The organism is Bacteroides sp., from assembly GCA_036351255.1.
Taxonomy (GTDB): Bacteria; Bacteroidota; Bacteroidia; order Bacteroidales; family UBA7960; genus UBA7960.
This window is the reverse complement of record JAZBOS010000109.1, coordinates 80736-101364: the sequence shown is the minus strand read 5'-3', so window position 1 is coordinate 101364 and position 20629 is coordinate 80736. Positions and strand designations below refer to the sequence as shown.

The 20629-nt window shown below is 50.1% G+C and carries 14 protein-coding genes; 9 read left to right on the top strand and 5 right to left on the bottom strand.

Features of this window, described 5'->3' with window-relative positions; genetic code table 11:
- Positions 1–276 precede the first annotated feature (276 nt).
- Both V2I46_10995 and V2I46_10990 read left to right on the top strand, forming a co-directional pair.
- Positions 277–1338: a hypothetical protein gene (locus V2I46_10995; protein ID MEE4178023.1), complete on the top strand. Its 1062-nt coding sequence runs from the start codon at positions 277–279 to the stop codon at positions 1336–1338.
- A gap of 145 nt (positions 1339–1483) precedes the next feature.
- Positions 1484–4153 carry a calcium-translocating P-type ATPase, PMCA-type gene (locus V2I46_10990; protein MEE4178022.1) on the top strand — a complete coding sequence of 890 codons (2670 nt, stop codon included), beginning with the start codon at positions 1484–1486 and terminating at the stop codon, positions 4151–4153.
- A 21-nt stretch (positions 4154–4174) separates the two neighbouring features.
- On the opposite strand, the gene V2I46_10985 is transcribed toward V2I46_10990, so the two are convergent.
- Positions 4175–4951, bottom strand: coding sequence for a TIGR02757 family protein (locus V2I46_10985; GenBank protein ID MEE4178021.1), 777 nt, complete (start codon positions 4949–4951; stop codon positions 4175–4177).
- A gap of 113 nt (positions 4952–5064) precedes the next feature.
- On the opposite strand from V2I46_10985, the gene V2I46_10980 reads away from it, so the two are divergent.
- The 3 genes from V2I46_10980 (at position 5065) to V2I46_10970 (ending at position 6937) form a co-directional block, all read left to right on the top strand.
- Positions 5065–5532 (top strand): nucleoside deaminase, encoded by a 468-nt coding sequence (locus tag V2I46_10980; protein MEE4178020.1) that lies wholly within the window; start codon positions 5065–5067, stop codon positions 5530–5532.
- On the top strand, positions 5532–6278 hold the full coding sequence (locus V2I46_10975) for an XdhC family protein (protein MEE4178019.1): 747 nt from the start codon (positions 5532–5534) through the stop codon (positions 6276–6278). Before V2I46_10980 ends, V2I46_10975 begins: the two co-directional genes overlap by 1 nt.
- Before the next feature lie 80 nt (positions 6279–6358).
- Entirely contained in the window at positions 6359–6937 is a 579-nt protein-coding gene (locus tag V2I46_10970) for a hypothetical protein (GenBank protein ID MEE4178018.1), read from the top strand.
- A 3-nt stretch (positions 6938–6940) separates the two neighbouring features.
- Here the strand turns inward: V2I46_10970 and V2I46_10965 are convergent, their stop codons facing one another.
- Positions 6941–8344, bottom strand: a complete 1404-nt coding sequence (locus tag V2I46_10965) for an amidohydrolase (protein MEE4178017.1) — start codon at positions 8342–8344, stop codon at positions 6941–6943.
- Positions 8345–8526: 182 nt separating this feature from the next.
- Here V2I46_10965 and V2I46_10960 point away from each other — a divergent pair, with 182 nt between their 5' ends.
- A complete protein-coding gene (locus tag V2I46_10960) occupies positions 8527–9342 on the top strand; it encodes a purine-nucleoside phosphorylase (GenBank protein ID MEE4178016.1) in 816 nt (271 codons plus the stop codon).
- Between the two features lie 78 nt (positions 9343–9420).
- Here V2I46_10960 and V2I46_10955 read toward each other — a convergent pair whose 3' ends face one another.
- Positions 9421–10266: a helix-turn-helix domain-containing protein gene (locus tag V2I46_10955; protein MEE4178015.1), complete on the bottom strand. Its 846-nt coding sequence runs from the start codon at positions 10264–10266 to the stop codon at positions 9421–9423.
- 241 nt (positions 10267–10507) lie between these two features.
- On the opposite strand from V2I46_10955, the gene dinB reads away from it, so the two are divergent.
- From dinB to V2I46_10940, 3 genes are all read left to right on the top strand, one after another.
- Entirely contained in the window at positions 10508–11665 is a 1158-nt protein-coding gene (gene dinB / locus V2I46_10950) for a DNA polymerase IV (GenBank protein MEE4178014.1), read from the top strand.
- Positions 11666–11874: 209 nt separating this feature from the next.
- Entirely contained in the window at positions 11875–14808 is a 2934-nt protein-coding gene (dnaE, locus tag V2I46_10945; GenBank protein ID MEE4178013.1) for a DNA polymerase III subunit alpha, read from the top strand.
- A gap of 96 nt (positions 14809–14904) precedes the next feature.
- Entirely contained in the window at positions 14905–15345 is a 441-nt protein-coding gene (locus V2I46_10940; GenBank protein ID MEE4178012.1) for a hypothetical protein, read from the top strand.
- A 523-nt stretch (positions 15346–15868) separates the two neighbouring features.
- Here the strand turns inward: V2I46_10940 and V2I46_10935 are convergent.
- Both V2I46_10935 and rpoC read right to left on the bottom strand, forming a co-directional pair.
- Complete coding sequence (locus V2I46_10935) at positions 15869–16183, bottom strand: DUF3467 domain-containing protein (GenBank protein ID MEE4178011.1); 315 nt, start codon at positions 16181–16183, stop codon at positions 15869–15871.
- 34 nt (positions 16184–16217) lie between these two features.
- Positions 16218–20507, bottom strand: coding sequence for a DNA-directed RNA polymerase subunit beta' (gene rpoC / locus V2I46_10930; GenBank protein MEE4178010.1), 4290 nt, complete (start codon positions 20505–20507; stop codon positions 16218–16220).
- Positions 20508–20629 lie beyond the last annotated feature (122 nt).

Genomic DNA, 20629 nt, shown 5'->3' with positions numbered 1-20629 from the left:
GGGAGTTTCAGCTTATTATAGGCTCCGGAAACGAAGCATTGATTATAAAAAATATTTTTTATCTTAAATTTTTATTCTTTCGTTATTATTATATACGCGAATTTATCACCACGGTCGTACCATCCTCGTGTTTAGCTCTAATGCGGTTCGTGTAAGCTTCGTCTGGGCACGACCAAGGCAGGACTTTGGTACCTGTAAAAAGAGTATTTGGCGGGTTTTCGCAAGGAACCCGGGATGTAAATACATGATTCCATTCAATGTAAATAATTCTTACATTTGAATGTTGGCGCAGAAACCCTTCTCCTTCCTTACGGGGAAAAACTGGAAACCACCATTAAAAATGTCACTGACTCAATGAAAGCACAGGTTTTGGAGTGGTTGCTTCGGGAGGAAAATCCCTCAGTGAGGTATTATGCCCTCACCCGCCTATTACAAAAGCCTGAGAATGACCCCCTGGTTCAGCAAACCCTTAAGGACATCATGCAGGTGGGGGTGGTACCGAAAATCCTGGAAAAGCAGAACGAGGACGGGTCCTGGGGAGCCCCCCTGCGTTTTTATCGCAATAAGTATGGCGGGACGGTATGGCAGATCATGATCCTCGCTGAATTGTTCGCTAATCCCGAAGACCTCCGGGTCAGAAAGGCCTGCGAGTTTATCCTAGAAAATTCACAGGAACAGGAAAGATTTGGATTTGCCTATGATAAGGCCGCAAAAAGCAAGGGAGGACGTGCATCGGAGGTCATCCCCTGCCTGACGGGCAATATGGTGTGGAGCCTGATCAGGCTGGGAATGCTTGAGGACGAACTGGTGCAAAAGGGCATTGACTGGATATGCAAGTATCAGCGGGCGGATGACGACCGTTCGGAGTTTCCCGAAGACTGGCCCTACAAGCGCTTTGAGCCTTGCTATGGGCGGCATTCATGTCACATGGGGGTGGTGAAGTCACTTAAAGCCCTGGCAGAGATCGCGCCCGAAAAACGCAGCCCCGCGGTAAAGGAAAAGATCGAAACCCTGGCCGAATACCTGCTCATCCATCATATCTTCAAAAAAAGCCACGAGCTGGACAAAGTATCTCGGCCAGGCTGGCTGAAGCCCGGCTTCCCGCTGATGTACCAGACCGATATCCTGGAGATACTGGAAATACTGGTCAAATTAGGTTATCACGACCCCCGGATGGAGGAAGCGCATGACATCCTGGTAAAGAAACAAAGCCCCAAAGGAAGGTGGAAACTGGAGAATACCTTTAACGGAAGGATGCTTGTTAATATTGAGCAAAAGGGCAAGGATTCAAAATGGATTACGGCAAAGGTTTTGTTCGTGCTGATGCCCGAAGGTTGATGAAGACTTCTCTCTCCAGGACTATGACAATTCCATGCATTGTTTACACTCAAGGATTTTATTAAGAGAATTTCTGGCTACCTTTGCCTGTATTAATCAATGCCCCCTTTCCCTTTTCACATCCTCATAAAATTACAACCACGGAATGAAAACTTTCTTCAACCACGATTTCGTTAAGGTTGCAAGCCATTTCAATACGAATGTTTCCACAGGCCTTTCGACTGAGGAAGTCAGGAAAAGACTTCTCGAATATGGTCCTAACCAGTTGCCTTCAAAGAAAAAGAAGACTTTTCTGCAGGTATTCTTTTCGCAGTTCAAAAGTTTTATGATCATCATCCTTCTGGTTGCAGCAGCTATTTCGGGAGTGGTGGGCATTCTGCACGACGAAGGCTTGCTGGACACCTTTGTGATTCTGGGCATCCTGATCCTGAACGCGCTGGTGGGTGCCTTGCAGGAAGGCAAGGCCGAGTCATCGCTGGAAGCCCTGAAGAACATGGCGGCCCCCGAGACCAAGGTACTGCGCGACGGGATAATCCGCGAGGTGGAAAGCCGGGACCTGGTGCCCGGCGATATCGTGGTACTGGAAACCGGCGCAGTGATTCCGGCCGACCTCAGACTAATAGAATCGGTGAACCTGAAGGTTCAGGAGTCGGCCCTTACCGGGGAGTCTGTCCCGGTAATGAAACAAACCGAAGCCCTTGCGGGTGAAGATGTTCCGCTGGGTGACCGGAAAAACATGGCCTTTTCAAGCGGGATGGTGACCTATGGGCGCGGGCGCGGGATTGTTACCGGGACAGGAATGCAAACCCAGGTCGGGAAGATCGCCGACATGTTGCAGCAAACAGCAGATACCGAGACCCCTATGAGCAAGCGCCTGGAACAACTGGGCAAGGTCCTGGGCATTGCCGCCCTGATCATCTGCGCAGTCATCTTTGCAGTAGGTCTCCTATACGGTAACCCCTTGCTCAGCATGTTCATGGTGGCCGTGAGCCTGGCTGTAGCCGCCATTCCTGAAGGCTTGCCTGCCGTTTCAACGGTGGTACTGGCCATCGGGGTGCAACGGATGGTGAAACGCAATGCCATCATACGCACCCTTCCCGCTGTGGAGACATTGGGCGGCGCCACGGTGATCTGCTCAGACAAGACCGGCACCCTGACACAAAATAAAATGACGGTGGTGGAAGCCTATGTAAACCATATTCAATCACCCATCAACCGCGTGGACCACGCCCAGGAACTCAATCCAGAGGAAAGCACCCTGCTGTCCATTGCTGTGCTCTGTGCCGATGCCCAGATAAGCAAAAACCACGGAGGAGTAGCGGAATTTACGGGCGACCCAACAGAGACGGCCCTGCTCGACTTCGGCCTGCTCTATGGAATGGATAAAAACGAGATGGAACGCAAGCATCCACGCATAGCCGAAATCCCTTTTGATTCAGAAAGAAAGCGGATGACGACCGTGAACCAGATGGCGGAGAATACCACCCGCATCAATGTGAAAGGTGGTCTGGACGAAATCCTCAGTGTTTGTTCTCAAATTGTCATCGAGGGCAAGGTCAGAAACCTCACCGAAGAGGACCTTGAAAACATCAGGGCAGCAAACGAAAAAATGGCCAGGTCTGCCCTGCGGGTTCTTGCCATGGCTTACCGCGATCTGCCCGGGCCGCCTCAAAACTTACAGGTCGGTCATCTGGAAAATGAATTGATCTTTTCAGGTCTCGTCGGGATGATGGATCCGGCCCGCCCCGAAGCCATGGAGGCGGTTTCCAAATGTAACACGGCAGGCATCCGGGCGGTGATGATCACCGGCGACCATAGAATCACTGCCATGGCCATTGCCAAAGAAATCGGGATATTCCGCGAAGGAGATCTGGCCATTACCGGTTCAGAACTCGAGAAGCTGGACGATGAGACCTTTGCCAATGACATTGAAAAATATAGTGTTTATGCCCGTGTGGCGCCCGAACATAAGGTACGCATCGTCAAGGCCTGGCAAAGCCATGGTCAGGTCGTAGCGATGACGGGCGACGGAGTAAACGACGCCCCCGCGCTGAAGCAGGCTGATATTGGGGCCGCCATGGGCATTGTGGGCACTGACGTGGCCAAGGGCGCTGCGGATATGGTCCTCACCGACGACAACTTCGCCACCATTGTAACGGCGGTGGAAGAAGGACGCAGGATTTATGACAACATCCTGAAAGCCATCCAGTTCCTGCTTTCTACCAACGTAGGCGAGATCTTCCTGCTGCTGATCACCTCCCTCCTGAACCTGGGAATTCCCTTGCTGCCGGTACATATCCTGTGGGTAAACCTCGTAACCGACAGCCTGCCTGCACTGGCACTGAGCGTTGACCCGGCAGACAATAACATTATGAAGCGTAAGCCGAGAAACACCCAAAAGGGCTTTATGACCAAAGGGATGATCTGGCGCGTGATGTACCAGGGAGTGATGGTCGGGGGATTGTCCCTGGTAGCCTTTTTGATCGGGTTGCGTGACGGCGGGGAGACCCTGGGACAGACCATGGCTTTTGCCACCCTGATGTTTGCACAGTTGTTCCACGTGCGCAACCTCCACTCCATTACCCGTTCGTCCTTTACCTTCAATCCACTGAAAAACAAACCACTGATCGGAGCTATCTTTGCCTCATTGGTACTGGGACTGGCGGTATTGCTGATACCTCCTTTCCGTGAAGCCTTCAGCCTGACCACTATGGACAGGCTTCACTGGATCCTCGTTGGAGCGCTTTCGCTGGCACCCATTGTGATCGTAGAATTCTTTAAACTGCTGCGCCTTAACGGCAGGGCAGAGGAATAGGATTGGGGATATCCAGGAATCTTAGAGTTTTTCAAAAATGCCCATCCCAAACAGGGCGTAGTCATACGAGACAGGATCAGCAGGGTTCAGCCGGCGAAGGCTGGCAGTCAGCTCTTCCACGGCTTTCCAGTCATTCTGCCTGCGGCTGAGCAAACCCAGCTTTCGTGCTACACGCCCTGAATGCAGGTCGAGGGGGCAATACAGGTCGGCCTGGTCAATGCCTTTCCAGAGGCCAAAGTCCACCCCTGCATTATCCTGCCTGACCATCCACCTTAAATACATATTCAGGCGTTTCGCTGCGGCCCCTGAATCGGGATTGCTGACGTGCTTAAGGGTACGTGGCGGAAAGGGAATGCTGAAAAAAGTGTTTCTGAAGCCTGTAATGGCATCCTTCATTTGGCCGTTTTGCCGGTAAGGTTTGGTGAAACAGGCCTCCAGTCCCCCGTGCTCCTGGTAAATATTCTTCAGGGAATAGAGGAAAAACTCCAGATCAGTAAAGCAGAAGGTACGGTGCACAAATCTGGCAAAAGGCATAAGATCTTTTTCTGAGAAGTGAAGAATGAATTCAGCAGGCTGCCAGTCCATCCACTCCATGAGCCGCAGCCCGCTTGCAATGATGGTTGGGCGTTGCCCCCAGGCAAGGGTGGCTACCAGGAGCCCTGATATTTCAATATCCTCTTTGCGGATGAAACGATGGGGAACAGAAACGGGATCCGTTTTAATAAAGGAAGGGCAATTGTATTGGGCTGCCTTGGCATCAAGCCGTGCTTTAATATCCTCAGAGAATCTTTTGTGCATAGCGGAAGCAAAGATAACCAAAAGCAGAGGGCCGACAGGCTAAGAACTCCTGGTTTTACGTTACTTTTAGAGTAAATAATTTTGTAGATTTGTTTTAACTGAACCCAATTCATATGGACGATCAAAAATTTTTACCGGAAGCCATTTCCCTGGCAGCAGAGAATGCCCGGAAAGGCGGAGGGCCTTTTGGTGCCCTGATCGTAAAAAATGGGAAAGTCGTTGGTAAGGGGATTAACAGGGTATTAGATACCGGAGATCCGACAGCACACGCCGAGGTGGTAGCCATCAGGGATGCGTGCAAAAACATTGGGGATTTCAGGCTGGATGGCTGCGTAATTTACACCAGTTGCGAGCCCTGCCCGATGTGCCTGGGGGCTATTTACTGGGCGCATCTCGATCGCATCGTCTTTGCCGCCACGAAGGACGATGCCTCCCGTTGTGGCTTTGACGACTCCTTCATCTATAAAGAAATGGCCCTCCCCTTTGATCAACGATCCATCCCGGTAAAACGAGTAGAGGTAAAAAATGCGCTGGAACCTTTTGAGCAATGGACCAGGCTTGACAATAAAACACAATACTGATGGAACACTGGATCAAGCAAATTGTCGATGCGCGGAAACAACAGCGGCCATTTTCACTTTGCACCCTGACACGGGTAGAGGGTTCGTTTGGCCGTTCCCCTGGCGCCCGTATGCTGGTATTTGAAGATAGCAGCCTGCAAGGTACCATTGGCGGAGGGCCAGTGGAGGCTGAGGTCATTGCCAGGGCAAGAAAACTTCTTAAAGAAGGAAATAGCGGAACCCTTGAAACCCATAACCCTGAGACGGGTGCCAAAGTGTGGTTTTTCATTGAAAGCTTCCTGCCTGAAGCTGAGTTGGTGATCTTTGGCGCAGGACACGTAGCCAGGGCTCTGGTTTATTTTGCAAAGAAACTTGAGTTTCGCATCATAGTAGTAGATGAAAGGGATGATATATTTAACGACCCTGTCTTTGAAGACGTCATAACAAAAAGGATATCTCACAAGGAATTTCTCGAAGACTTTGAACCTACTGAAAGGCATTTCCTGGTTCTCTGCTCCCACCGCCACGAATATGACTATGAAATATTGGGGAAGGTGCTCCGCAAGCAATGGGCATACCTGGGAATGATCGGGAACAAGCAAAAAATTGCGGAAGCAAAAGCTTTTCTGGTGGAGAAAGGCCTTTATGATGAAACAGCCTTTTTAAAAGTGGATACTCCCATTGGCATACCTTTGCCAGGCAAGACACCTGAAATCATCGGATTGTCGATTGCCACCAAACTGATCATGGAAAGAAAATCTGTTTGAGGGTCGTTTCCAAATGCCTTGAATTTTCTTAACTTTGATAAAGGAGATGAGGTTTCCCAACAGAAATTTGTCAATTTTTTATGCACGATATAGAACCTTTTTATTCCTGGCGTAACCTGTATATCGCCTCTGAAGATGAACGCTCGCCATTCTTCGGACATGAAAACTTTGAAATTGAATTCACCCACGCTGTATATAATTACCTGATCCATCCTCAGTGGGATGAAATCGGATCAGCCACCCTTTTCATCAAAATTTTGTATGCCGATTACGAAGAGGGCTACTGCTTCATTGAGATGATCGGCGAATGGAACGATTGCCTGTATAATGACATCATGTACCTGAAGCGAAACATCGTTGAGCCGCTGGTGGATAATGGCATCAACAAGTTCATCCTCATTGGAGAAAACGTGCTGAACTTTCATTCATCGGACGACCTCTATTACCAGGAGTGGTTCGAAGACCTGGAGGACGGATGGATTGTAGCCCTTAACTTCAGGGATTTCGTGATCAGGGAGTTCGAAAATGCCAACATCGATTATTACATTGCCTTCGGAAAGCATTTCAACGATGTGGACTGGCGGAAGTATACCCCCATGGACCTTTTCCAGGTCATTGAAAGGGCAATGAGCAGAAGGCTAAACCCTTTTGAAGGCTAGGGTTTAAAGTTTCCTCAAGCGGTTGTTGAGCAAAGCCATGGTAGTGCTTTTCTCAGTAATTTGTTTGGCCAGTTGTTCCACCTTATCGTACAAGCGATCAAGATCAAGGGTGACAAGCTTACGGTTGTGTACCATGAGTTTGCCATCAACCAGAACGGTCTCCACATCCGATCCCCTGATGGAATAAACAATCAGTGAATAAATATTATAAACCGGGTGGGCATGTGGCTGGTCCATATCGAGGATAATGATATCGGCCCGCTTACCAGTTTCGAGTGAACCAATGAGATGTTCCATCCCCAGAACCCTTGCACCCCCCATTGTAGCCAGCCCGATTGCGGTTTGGGCATCAAGTACGGTAGGGTCGTTGCTGTTGAGCTTATGGATGAATGCAGCCGAACGAACCTCGTCAAAAAGGTCTAGGTCGTTGTTGCTGGCCACCCCGTCGGTACCAATGCCAACCTTCACCCCGGCTTTCAGAAATTCCGGCACAGGGGCCACACCGCTTGCGAGCTTCATATTGCACTGGGGGTTATGGGCTACCCCTACCCCTCTTTTGGCGAAAATCTCAATGTCCTCAGGTGTAACGTGCACACAATGGGCAGCCACAACATTAGGGCCAAGCACCCCGGCCTCATCTAGAAAACGTACCGGAGTCATCCCATATTCCTTTTGGATCATGTCGAACTCACCACGGGTTTCGGAAATGTGAATGTTAAAGGGAAGCTGGTATTTATCGGACAGATCCTTACCTTTCTTAATGACTTCCGGCGAAGTAGTATAAGGGGCATGCGCAGAAATGCCTATGGTGATCAGGGGATGGACATTCCATTTATTGATAAGCTTTTCAGTGACTGCAAGGGCATGTTCGGGCGAAGGGCTGTTGGGTACTGAAAAATCGATCAGGCTTTCGGTAAGTACCGCCCTGATACCCACTTGGTCAACAACGGTGGCCATCTCATCCACGTAATAATACATGTCGTTGAAAGTAGTCGTTCCGCTCAGGAGCATTTCGGCAATGGCCAGTCGGGTACCTGTACGCACATTTTCGGGATTTACAAACTCTGCCTCGATGGGAAAGATGTGATCATAGAGCCATTCCTTCAGGTGGAGGTCATCTGCATAACCCCTGAAGATGGTCATGGGCGAATGGGTGTGGGTATTGATCAGGCCAGGCATCACAAGCTTTCCAGTGGCATCGATGACCTGAGTAGCTTCGTATGTATTTTGAAGTTCAGCAGTAGTTCCCAGGGCTACAATCTCTCCGTCCTTCACCGCCAGCGCACCACCGTCCAGGATGCGGTATTTCGCATCCATGGTGACGATGAGGCCGTTGATGATAAGAAAATCGGCGTGGACCTTCGTGTTTGAATTGTTGCCTGCTGAATCACTTTTGGTTGTTGCCATTCCCAGAATTTTTGATAAAGATTTCGGTTGTATACTTACGTCCCGTAGATTTGATACCTGCATTAACAAGCAATGCAAGAAGAAAGTTCAGCCAGCACCCAAGGGTACAATCCAACAAATTTAATGGTTTTTGCTTAGCGATCTTTTTACTAATTTAGCAAACCTTCAAAACTTTCCATCCCATGTTTGAAAAGATTAAATCGACAGCGCAATTTTTAAAGGACCAAACGAATTTCAGCCCTGAGATAGGTATTATTCTGGGTTCCGGTCTTGGTGGCCTGGTAAAGTCCATCGATGTGAAGCACACCTTCGATTACAGTGAGGTTCCAAACTTTCCTGTTTCGACAGTGGAAGGCCACGATGGCAAGCTGATCTTCGGCGTCCTGGGAGGCAAGAACGTAATGGCTATGCAGGGGCGCTTTCATTATTATGAAGGATATCCCATGCAACAGGTCACCTTCCCGGTAAGGGTAATGAAGCTGATGGGCGTCAACACCCTGTTTCTTTCCAATGCTGCCGGAGGGCTAAACCCGGCCTTTGAGGTGGGCGACCTGATGATCATCCGCGACCACATCAATCTGTTCCCCGAAAATCCCCTTCGCGGGAAGAACATCGATGAACTGGGTACCCGTTTCCCGGAGATGAGCCAGACCTATAATCCCGCACTGATTGCCCGGGCAAAGAAGATCGCCCGCGATCACAAGATCAAGTTCCAGTCGGGCGTTTACATCGGCAGCCCCGGCCCTACCCTGGAGACCCCCGCCGAATACAACATGTTCAGGCTCCTTGGGGCAGACTCTACAGGGATGTCAACTGTTCCCGAGGTCATCGTTGCGCGGCACGCCGGGATGGAGTGCTTTGGCATTTCAATCATCACCAACCTGGCCAAGCCTGCCGATACCGATAAACCTACCAGCCACGAAGAAGTGCAAAACGTTGCACAGATCGCCGAGCAGAACATGACCCTGATCTTCACCGAAATGATAAAAAGCCTGTAAAACAGCCTTTCTGAACGAACTTAAAAATAGCCGGCCTTCCGAAGCTTTCACAGAAAGTTGCGGAGGGCCGGCCTGCTTTTAATCGTCAAAAAGCTTGCCCGTTTTTCCCTGGGAGGGGTTTTGTTTTTTCAGCTTGCTCTTGATGGATTCCACTTCCTTTTTCAACTGAGAGAACTGGTTGGAAAGCTGATCAACGGGCGAGTTAGCCTCAGGGATCTGGCTGCTGATGAAGTTGACGAACTTCCACACCTCGCGGATGTCGTTCACGTGAACCTCGTAGGGTTCATAGATGGGGTTCAGTGAATGCAGCCGCAACTTTCCTTCGGTTTTAATGAGGTTTTCCACCACCTTAAACACCACCCCATCGTTGAGGGTATGGATGACATAGGCGTGGCGGTCGCGGATAAGGTTCCAGTTCTGCACGAACTCACAGGTGACCCACGACCCTTCGGGGATGGGCAGCATGCTGTCGCCCGAGATCTGGAAGGAGCGATACTTTTTTTGCTTCGACAGGAAAGGCATCTGGAAGGTGGGCAGCACCTTGATGAACTCGGGATCGGCAAAGCCGGTGCGATAACCCGCCTTGGCCTTCTCCGACACCATTTCGATGTTCTCTTCGTTGTGATTATCGATGGTGGTAGCCAGTACACGCAGCTTGCTGCCCGTAACAAAGATATCGTAACCACGCTCGAGCTGAGAGAGCTGGCTCTCGCTCAACTGCGAGAGATCCACTTTTACCAGGGTGTCAATGGACACATTATAATACTTCGAGAAGGCCACCAGGGCCTCGAGGCCGGGCTGGGCTACCCCGTTCTCATAGCCGCTCAGGGTGGGGCGCTTCATCTCAAGCAGAAAGGCCACATCGTCCTGGGTACGGCCCCGGCGCTTGCGCAATAATTTAATGTTTGATCCAAAAAAGCTCATGGTTGTGTGTTTTTATATTGCCGGGCCAACGCCCGCTGAATGATCCTTGGTTGCAATCACATCTGAAAGTTCCTGTACGACCGTTTATCACCCCCGGACTTAAGTCCTGCACTGAAAAAATAAGCGCCAGATCTTTTCTTTTTGCCTGCTATTTGATTATATTATAATCAGTATTTTGATCATTTACTAATCAAAGTTAAAACATTTTTTGTAACTGCAAGCATTTTAGTACAATTTTTTTATGGATACCACATCGCGCACCATAGCCCATCTCGATCAGGACACTTTCTTTGTGTCGGTAGAGCGCCTGCACAACAGCAGCCTCACAGGCAAGCCCGTGATCATTGGCGGCATGGGCGACCGGGGGGTGGTGGCAAGCTGCAGCTATGAGGCACGGCAATTCGGGGTGCATTCGGCTATGCCCATGAAGCTGGCCCGCAACCTTTGCAACGATGCCATCTTCATCCGCGGCGACCTGGAGAGCTACAGCAAATACTCGAACATCATTACCCAGATCATCGCCGAGCGGGCACCTGTATTCGAGAAGGCCTCCATCGACGAGCATTACCTGGATATCACGGGCATGGACCGCTTCTTCGGTTGCTACAAATGGGCTTCAGAACTGCGGCATACCATCATCAAAGAAACGGGCCTGCCAATCTCCATGGGCCTTTCGATGAACAAGACCGTGTCGAAGATCGCCACGGGCGAAGCCAAACCCAACGGGCAGATCCAGGTGGAGCAGCCCCTGGTGCATTCTTTTCTTGACCCCCTGTCGATCCGCAAGATTCCGATGATCGGTTCGAAGACCTATTACACCCTGCGCACCATGGGCATTGCCACCATAGGCACCCTGAGCCGTATCCCAGCCGAAGTGATGGAAAACATGATGGGCAAGAACGGCAAGCTAATCTGGCAGCGCGCCAATGGCATCGATAACAGTCCAGTACAGTCGTGGAGTGAACGCAAGTCTATCGGCACCGAGACCACCTTTGAAACGGATACCATCGACATTGCCTATATCAACGACTTGCTGGTGCGTATGTGTGAGCAGCAGGCCTTCAGGCTACGCAAGAAACAGCAGCTCACCGGCTGCGTAACGGTAAAGATACGCTACGCCAACTTCGATACTCATACCCTGCAACAAACCGTGCCCTACACCTCCTTCGACCACATCCTCATCCCCGTGTGCAAGGAGCTGTTCCGCAGGCTCTACACCCGCCGTATGCTCATACGCCTGGTGGGGGTGCAGTTCACCCGCCTGGTACGCGGCGTACAGCAGCTCAACATGTTCGAGGAAACCCCCGAACTGATCAGCCTCTACCAGGCCATCGACCGCATGCGCCGCAAACACGGCGAAGGAGCTGTACACCGCGGGGTGGCGATGACTCCTGGATAAGGTAGGACGTTTGGAGTTAGGGGTTCAAGGTTCAAAGTTTAAAGTTCAAGATTCAAGGTTGATTGTACGCCACCATCCACCATATCCTCTACCCCTTGCCCTTGACTCCATGCCCCACGCCTTTTACTCGGTGCCCTTTGCTCCATGCCCCATGCCCTTGGCACTTTACTTTAATCAGCGTAATCCGTAAAAATCCGCATAATCTGTTTATGTACCTCAACTGCCACACATATTACAGCCTCCGCTATGGCACCATAAGCCCGGAAACACTGGTAGAGCTGGCCGGCAAGATGGGTGTTGAGCGGATGGCCCTGACCGACATCAACAATGCTACGGCCATGCCCGACTTTGTGAAGCTCTGCAAAGAACAGGGCATTGCGCCAGTGGCCGGGATGGAGTTCCGCAAGGGTGATCACTTGCTTTATGTGGTGCTGGCACGCGATTCCGAAGGTTTCCGACGCATCAACGCCTTCCTCAGCAACCACAACATCAGCCACTCGGCTTTTCCTTCACGCTACCCGGTGTGCGAACATACCTTTGTCATTTACCCTTTCGGGGAAAAGACCCCATTGCCTGCGGGCAAACACGAGTACATCGGCCTGCGGTCGCATGACCTCACCCGCCTCTCCACCTCTTCCCTGCGGCATCACACCGAAAAGCTGGTGGCCCTGCAGGCGGTTACATTCCTTTCAGAAAAAGAATATGAGTTGCACCGCCACCTGCGCGCCATCGATCACAACCTGGTGATCAGCCTGCTGCAGCCACGGCAAATAGGCCATCCGGAAGAGACCTTCCCCTCCCCTGAGGCACTTTGCCAGCGCTTTGAAAACTTCCCGCAACTCATCATCAATGCCGAGAAGCTCCTCGGGCAGTGTCATATGGACTTTGACTTCCGGGCACCCAAAAACAAGAAGACCTTCACCGGCCACCCAACCGATGACCGTGCCCTGCTCACCAAGCTGGCGATGGACGGGATGGAATACCGCTACGGGAAGAAAAATAAGGAAGCCCTGAGGCGGGTACAGCACGAACTGGAGGTCATCGACAAGCTGGGCTTCTCGTCCTACTTCCTCATCACCTGGGACATCATCCGCTATTCGATGTCACGCGGCTTTTACCACGTGGGACGGGGCAGCGGAGCCAACAGCATTGTGGCTTATTGCCTGCGCATCACCGATGTGGATCCCATAGAACTCGATCTCTATTTTGAGCGTTTCATAAACCCCAAGCGCTCCTCGCCTCCCGATTTCGACATTGACTACTCGTGGAAGGAACGCGACCAGGTGCTCGACTACATCTTCAAGCGCTATGGTCACGAGCATACCGCCCTGTTGGGCACCATCACCACCTTTCGCGACCGCAGCATGATTCGTGAACTAGGCAAGGTGCTCGGGTTACCCAAGGCCGAAATCGATGTGCTGGTGTCGAACCACGAGGCGCGAAGCGAGCCTGACGCTGTGGGGGCCCGCATCTTTGAAATGGCCGAACAGCTGGCCGACTTTCCCAATATGCGCAGCATACACGCTGGGGGGGTGCTTATCTCCGAGGAGCCCATCTGCTGTTACTCAGCCCTCGATATGCCCCCAAAAGGCTTGCCCACCGTACAGTGGGATATGTATACGGCCGAAGATCTCGCCTTTGAGAAAATCGATATCCTGAGCCAGCGCGGCATCGGCCACATCAACGAATGCGCCCAAATCGTTAGAAAGAACCACGGCGTCAGCGTGGACGTGCACCAGGTGGAACAGTTTAAAAAGGATGAGAAGGTCAAGGCCCTGTTGCGATCGGGCGAGACCACGGGCTGCTTCTATGTAGAGAGCCCTGCCATGCGTGGCCTGCTCACGAAGCTGCGTTGCGACAACTACATCAGCCTGGTGGCCGCCAGCTCCATCATCCGTCCGGGGGTGGCCCGCTCAGGGATGATGCGCGAGTATATCCAGCGCTTCCATAACCCCAATGGCTTTCAGTATCTCCATCCCGTAATGGAACAGCAGTTGAAGGAAACCTACGGGGTGATGGTTTACCAGGAGGATGTGATCAAGGTCTGCCACCACTTTGCCGGACTTGACCTGGCGGATGCCGATGTGTTGCGGCGGGCCATGAGCGGAAAGTATCGCTCGAAGAAGGAGATGCAGCGCATCGTCGATCGTTTTTTCGAGAACTGCCGTGCCAGGGGTTATCCCGAAAGCCTCACACAAGAGGTGTGGCGTCAGATCGAGTCCTTTGCAGGCTATTCCTTTTCGAAGGCACACTCAGCTTCTTTTGCGGTGGAGAGCTATCAAAGCCTTTACCTGAAAGCCTATTACCCAAGGGAATTCATGACCGCCGTCATCAACAACTTTGGCGGATTCTACCAGAGCCCCGTCTATTTCAACGAGGCTAAACGCAACGGGGCCAGCATCGAGCTGCCCTGCGTGAACCACAGCAACTACACCACCACTATTTACGGGAAGGACATTTACATCGGCTTTGTACACATCCAGAACCTCGAATATAAGGTGGCCCAACTCATCAGCGCAGAGCGCGATGCAGGCGGGCCCTACCTGGGGCTGGAGGACTTTGCCCGCCGCACAGGCTGCGGACTCGAACAGCTTATCCTGCTGATTCGCGTCAACGCCTTCCGTTTCACGGGCATTGCCAAGGCGCAGCTGATGTGGAAAGCCCACCTGCTGGCTGGCAAAAAGCCTGCCCCGGGTCCGATGCTCTTCACGGCACAGGAAAAGGCCTTTCATTTCCCTGCACCCGAGACCGACCCCGTTCAGGATGCCTACGATGAGATGGAGCTGCTGGGTTTCACCGTATCGATGAGCCCCTTCGACCTGGTGAAGAGTGACTTCCGTGGCGAGGTAATGGCCAACGAGATGCTGCAGCAGCTGGGGCGCAAGGTGCGTATGGTCGGCTGGCTGGTCACCATCAAATACGTGCGCACCGTAAAACGTGAGATGATGCATTTCGGCTGCTTCCTCGATGTGCAGGGCAACTTCTTCGATACGGTGCATTTCCCTGCGACCTCAAAAGCCTGGCCCTTCCGGGGAAACGGCATTTATCTGCTGTTGGGCACCATCACCGAAGAGTTTGGCTATCCCTCGCTGACCGTAGAGAAAATGGCCCGCCTGCCGATGAAACCAGACCCAAGAGGATAAAGAAAAATCAAGGGTTAGAAGGAAGAAAATATGGGAAGTCCAAAAACCTGTTCCCAAAAATCTTCTTTTATACTATCTTCGCAAAAACAAGTTATTATGAAAAGCCTAAGAGGATTTATCATTTTCAGTATTGTATTGCTAAGCATTATATCCTGCCAGCAGGAGCCCGGAAATTTGAATTCCCTGAAGGAAAGAATGATGGCCAATGGTTATGCCGGAGAGTATTGGCAACCCAACAGCAAACTGGAGAGAATGGCCCTGACCCTGATCGGGGTAGATGACTTGCTGGTTTACAATGACGACTACCTAAATGCTTTTGTATTCAAGATAAAAGAAGGAAAAGATCCCGAAAAAGCGCTCGCTGAGCTGGAGTCCTATGTCAGGGAGCAAGTCACTTTTAATGTGGAAAACGGAGACCAGTCGAAAGAGGTAACCTGGCAGCAAATCAAGGACGACGCCAAGATTCGCGGGCAATACCTGTTGCTTTGGTTTGGAGAGAATGAAGAGGACTTGCTGAGAGTATTCCGGTTCTTTTAATCTAAAAAATAATCCATCCGGGATTCTTTCGCCTTAGTTTTCCAGGGGGACCCTTTTCATAATACTTACTTCCTTCTCAAAACCACTCAGAAAATCAACCTGGTAAGAATACAACCGGGAACCAAACGCCATTCTCCATCGGGAGGAATTTCAGATAAAAGTCACTGCTGGGTTTTGATTCCATCTTCCAAAGAAAAATCCAAAACTTCCCCCTGAAATACAATTTATCATCTCTGATACCAATCAAAAAGCAGCAAAGGCCAATACCCTGTTTGAACCCTTAAAGGTCCAGACCAGGGTCATGGTTAATACGGAGTTAAAACGGAGTTTATACGGTTTAAACCGTATAAACCACGAGCGTGGTATGAGTATGGAAAGACTCGTTTCCAAACCAAGTCCTTGGCCAGATCAGAAATGATAGCAGAAAAAACAAGGAAAATTTAACAAGGAGTTTTGGGTTCTGCCAATTTGGGCAAAAAAAAAGAGGCTGTCTCCTTTTTTCGAGACAGCCTCTTTATTATTTTCAGGCTTGCGCTGTTGGCCCGCCCAGGTTCAGGGGTAATCCAGGCACATCAACATCCTTGATGGGTCCATGGACAGATTCAAACTTCCCAATATTCTCCTTCAGCGCCTTTAAAAGCCGCTTGGCGTGCTGGGGTGTAAGAATGATCCTTGATTTCACTTTGGCTTTGGGCAGACCAGGCATAAGTCTGACGAAATCGACCACAAACTCAGAGTGTGAATGGGTAATTACGGCCAGATTAGAATATACACCTTCTCCAACATCCTCTCCCAATTCAATGTTAATCTGGTTTTCAGGTTTTTTTTGTTCAGACATCACTTGCCTTTCTTTTTAGGGTTAATAATCAGTTTTACTCGACCTCTTCAACTTTTCGCTTGGAGGCCATTAACAAATTGTATTCTTCCATTGAACCAACAATGATGTTCTCATACTCCCTGAGGCCAGTGCCGGCAGGGATAAGATGACCAACGATCACATTCTCCTTCAGGCCTGCAAGATCGTCTATTTTAGCGTTGACAGCGGCATCTGTAAGGACTTTGGTGGTTTCCTGGAATGAAGCGGCAGAGATAAAGCTCTTGGTCTGCAGTGAAGCCTTGGTGATACCCTGCAACTGCTGGCGGGCAGTGGCCCCCCTTGCATCACGGGCAACCACAACAGCTTTGTCTTTCCGCTTGAGCAATGAATTTTCATCACGTAACTTCCTGGCAGTAATGATCTGGCCGGGCTTCATCACAGAGTCACCCGGATCTTCGACAACCTTCTTACCGAAGATATTGTCATTTTCTTCCATGAACTCAATCTTGTTCACGATTTCATTTTCGAGGAAACGGGTATCGCCCGGATCATCAATGGTTACCTTACGCATCATCTGGCGAACAATCACTTCAAAGTGCTTGTCGTTGATTTTCACACCCTGCATTCGGTAAACTTCCTGCACCTCGTTCACGATATATTCCTGAACTGCGGTGGGGCCTTTGATGGCGAGGATGTCGGCCGGGGTTATCGGTCCATCAGATAAGGGGGTCCCTGCCTTGACAAAGTCATTCTCCTGGGCAAGAATCTGCTTGGAGAGCGGAACAAGATAACGTTTCTCGTCACCAGTCTTTGAGGTAATGATCACCTCGCGGTTACCACGCTTAATTTTCTTTCCAAAGGAAACAACGCCATCGATCTCAGCCACCACAGCAGGATCGCTGGGGTTACGGGCTTCGAACAATTCGGTGATTCTGGGCAAACCACCGGTGATGTCACCTGATTTACCCACGGCCCTCGGGATCTTGGCAATGATCTTACCAGACACGATCTCCTGATCTTCGGAAATTACAATGTGCGCTCCCACCGGCATATCATAGTTGCGAAGGATTTCGCCATCCTTGTCAACGATGCTGATGGAGGGGTTTTTGGTCCGGTCTTTGCTTTCAACGATCACCTTTTCGTAATACCCGGTCTGTTCATCAGAATCGGTACGATAAGTAACCCCTTCCTGCATCTGATTGAAGACCACCTTCCCTGCCATATCGGAGATAATCACAGCGTTGTAAGGATCCCATTCGCAAATCAGGTCACCGCTTTCCACTTCTTGTCCGGCCTGGAAGTACAGGTTGGCGCCATAAGGAATGTTTTGACTGGTCAACACCATACGGGTATTCTTGTCAACAATCCGCATTTCAGCTGAACGTCCAATGACCACATGATAGGATTTGCCTTCGATATTGGTAAAGGGTACGCTGCGAAGTTCATCGATCTCCAATAACCCGCCATATTTGGCATTGATCTTGGAGGCGGTGGCCAGGCCACCTGCAACACCACCCACGTGGAAGGTACGCAGGGTTAGCTGTGTACCGGGTTCACCAATGGATTGTGCAGCAATTACACCGATAGCTTCGCCTTTTTGTACCATACGTCCTGTTGCCAGGTTACGGCCATAACATTTAGCGCAAACACCGAGTTTTGACTCACAAGTGAGCACGGAACGGATTTCGACGGCTTCAATTGGTGAGTCTTCAATAACCTGGGCAATTTCTTCGGTGAGTTCTTCACCTGCATTTACGATTAATTCACCCGTTGTGGGATGATAGATATCGTGCAGGGTTGTACGTCCAAGAATACGGTCGTAAAGAGGCTCAACGGTTTCTTCATTGTTTTTCAGGGCGGTAGCCGTTAACCCACGGAGGGTTCCACAGTCAGGTTCGGTCACAATAACGTCCTGGGAAACATCCACAAGCCTACGGGTTAGGTAACCAGCATCAGCAGTTTTAAGAGCAGTATCAGCAAGACCTTTACGGGCACCGTGGGTCGAGATAAAGTACTCAAGAACGGACAGCCCTTCCTTAAAGTTGGAAAGAATGGGGTTTTCAATGATCTCTCCGCCCTTTGCACCTGATTTCTGAGGTTTGGCCATAAGACCCCTCATCCCTGAAAGCTGACGAATCTGTTCCTTGGAACCCCTTGCACCGGAGTCAAGCATCATATAAACAGGATTAAAACCCTGGTTATCGGCAGTGGTCTTCTCGATCAAAACCTTGGTAAGCTTGGCATTTGTATGAGTCCAGATGTCGATGATCTGGTTGTATCGTTCGTTGTTGGTAATAAAGCCCATGCTGTAATTAGCACGAACCTCTTCTACCTGCTCATTGGCCTGATCGATAAGGATCTGTTTTTCTCCAGGAACAAGAATATCCCCAAGGTTAAATGAAAGACCACCCCTGAAGGCCATATTGAAGCCGAGGTCCTTAATATCATCAAGGAATTGAGAAGTACGCGAAATTCCTGTAACCTTCATAATTGACCCGATGATATCACGGAGTGCTTTTTTGGTAAGCAGTTGGTTAATAAAACCATATTCCTCAGGGATCACTTGGTTGAAGAGAACACGGCCCACGGTGGTTTCCACCAGGCGCTCAACCAGTTGACCTTCTTCAAGGACGGGAACACGAACCTTAATAATGGCGTGCAAATCAGCAGCGCCTTCATTGTAGGCGATAATCACCTCTTCGGGTCCATAGAAAACAAGGCCTTCCCCTTTAACAGGATGCTCAGCAATGCTCTTGCGCGCCTTGGTCATGTAATAAAGACCAAGTACCATATCCTGTGAAGGCACCGCAATGGGGGCACCATTAGCCGGATTCAAAATGTTGTGAGAAGCAAGCATCAGCATTTGGGCTTCGAGGATGGCCGCGTTGCCTAACGGCACATGAACAGCCATCTGGTCACCGTCGAAGTCAGCGTTGAAAGCGGTACAAACCAGGGGATGCAGCTGAATAGCCTTACCTTCAATCAATTTGGGCTGGAAAGCCTGAATCCCCAAGCGGTGGAGGGTGGGTGCACGGTTAAGTAATACCGGGTGTCCTTTTAAGACATTTTCCAGGATATCCCATACAACCGGATCCTTGCGGTCAACAATTTTCTTGGCAGATTTTACGGTCTTTACAATGCCCCTTTCCAGCATCTTACGGATGATGAAAGGCTTAAAGAGTTCAGATGCCATTTCTTTGGGAAGGCCGCATTCGTGCAGTTTCAGTTCAGGGCCAACCACGATAACGGAACGTGCAGAATAGTCAACACGCTTACCCAAAAGGTTTTGGCGGAATCGCCCCTGCTTGCCTTTAAGGCTATCGCTGAGCGACTTAAGCGGACGATTTGACTCCGTCTTGACAGCATTGGTTTTCCTTGAGTTGTCAAACAATGAGTCGACAGCTTCCTGAAGCATACGTTTCTCGTTGCGCAGGATCACGTCGGGAGCCTTGATCTCGATCAGGCGTTTAAGACGATTATTACGGATGATCACCCTACGATACAGGTCGTTAAGGTCGCTGGTGGCAAAACGACCGCCATCCAGAGGAACCAGGGGTCGAAGTTCCGGAGGGATAACGGGAACAACGTCCACAATCATCCATTCCGGTTTGTTTTCAATGGTTTTTTGGGCTTCGCGGAAAGCTTCAACCACCTGAAGTCGCTTCAGGGCATCAGCCTTACGCTGCTGTGAGGTTTCCGTGTTTGCCTTGTGACGAAGATCGTAAGAAAGCTGATCCAAATCCAGACGGGTAAGGATGTCCTTGAGGGCTTCTGCACCCATCTTGGCAACAAACTTGTTTGGGTCATCGTCTTCAAGCATTTGGTTCTCACGCGGAAGTGATTCGAGGATATTAAAATATTCCTCTTCGGTAAGAAAATCAAGGAAACTAAGCTCATCAGCCTTAATACCGGGATTAACGACCACATACCTTTCGTAATAAATAATCTGGTCGAGTTTTTTAGAAGGTAATCCAAGCAGGTAGCCGATCTTATTGGGAAGTGAGCGGAAGAACCAAATGTGTGCCACGGGAACAACCAGTTTAATGTGTCCCATTCTTTCACGGCGCACTTTTTTCTCAGTAACTTCAACACCGCATCGGTCACAAACGATTCCCTTATAACGAATGCGTTTGTATTTTCCGCAATGACATTCCCAGTCTTTAACCGGACCAAAGATTCTCTCACAGAATAACCCGTCACGTTCAGGCTTATATGTTCGGTAGTTAATGGTTTCCGGCTTCAGCACTTCCCCGTGAGACCTTTCCAAAACCGACTCAGGTGAAGCCAGGCTAATGGTGATCTTCGAGAAATTGCTTTTTACGTTGGTTTCTTTTCTGAAAGCCATATAGGTTGATATTGTTAAAGAAGTTGAATATACAATTTTGTCGTTAGCAACAATTAGCAACCAAAACAACGTGCTAATGGAATATTCTGCCTGCAGATAGATTTGCTGCAGGCAGAATCGTG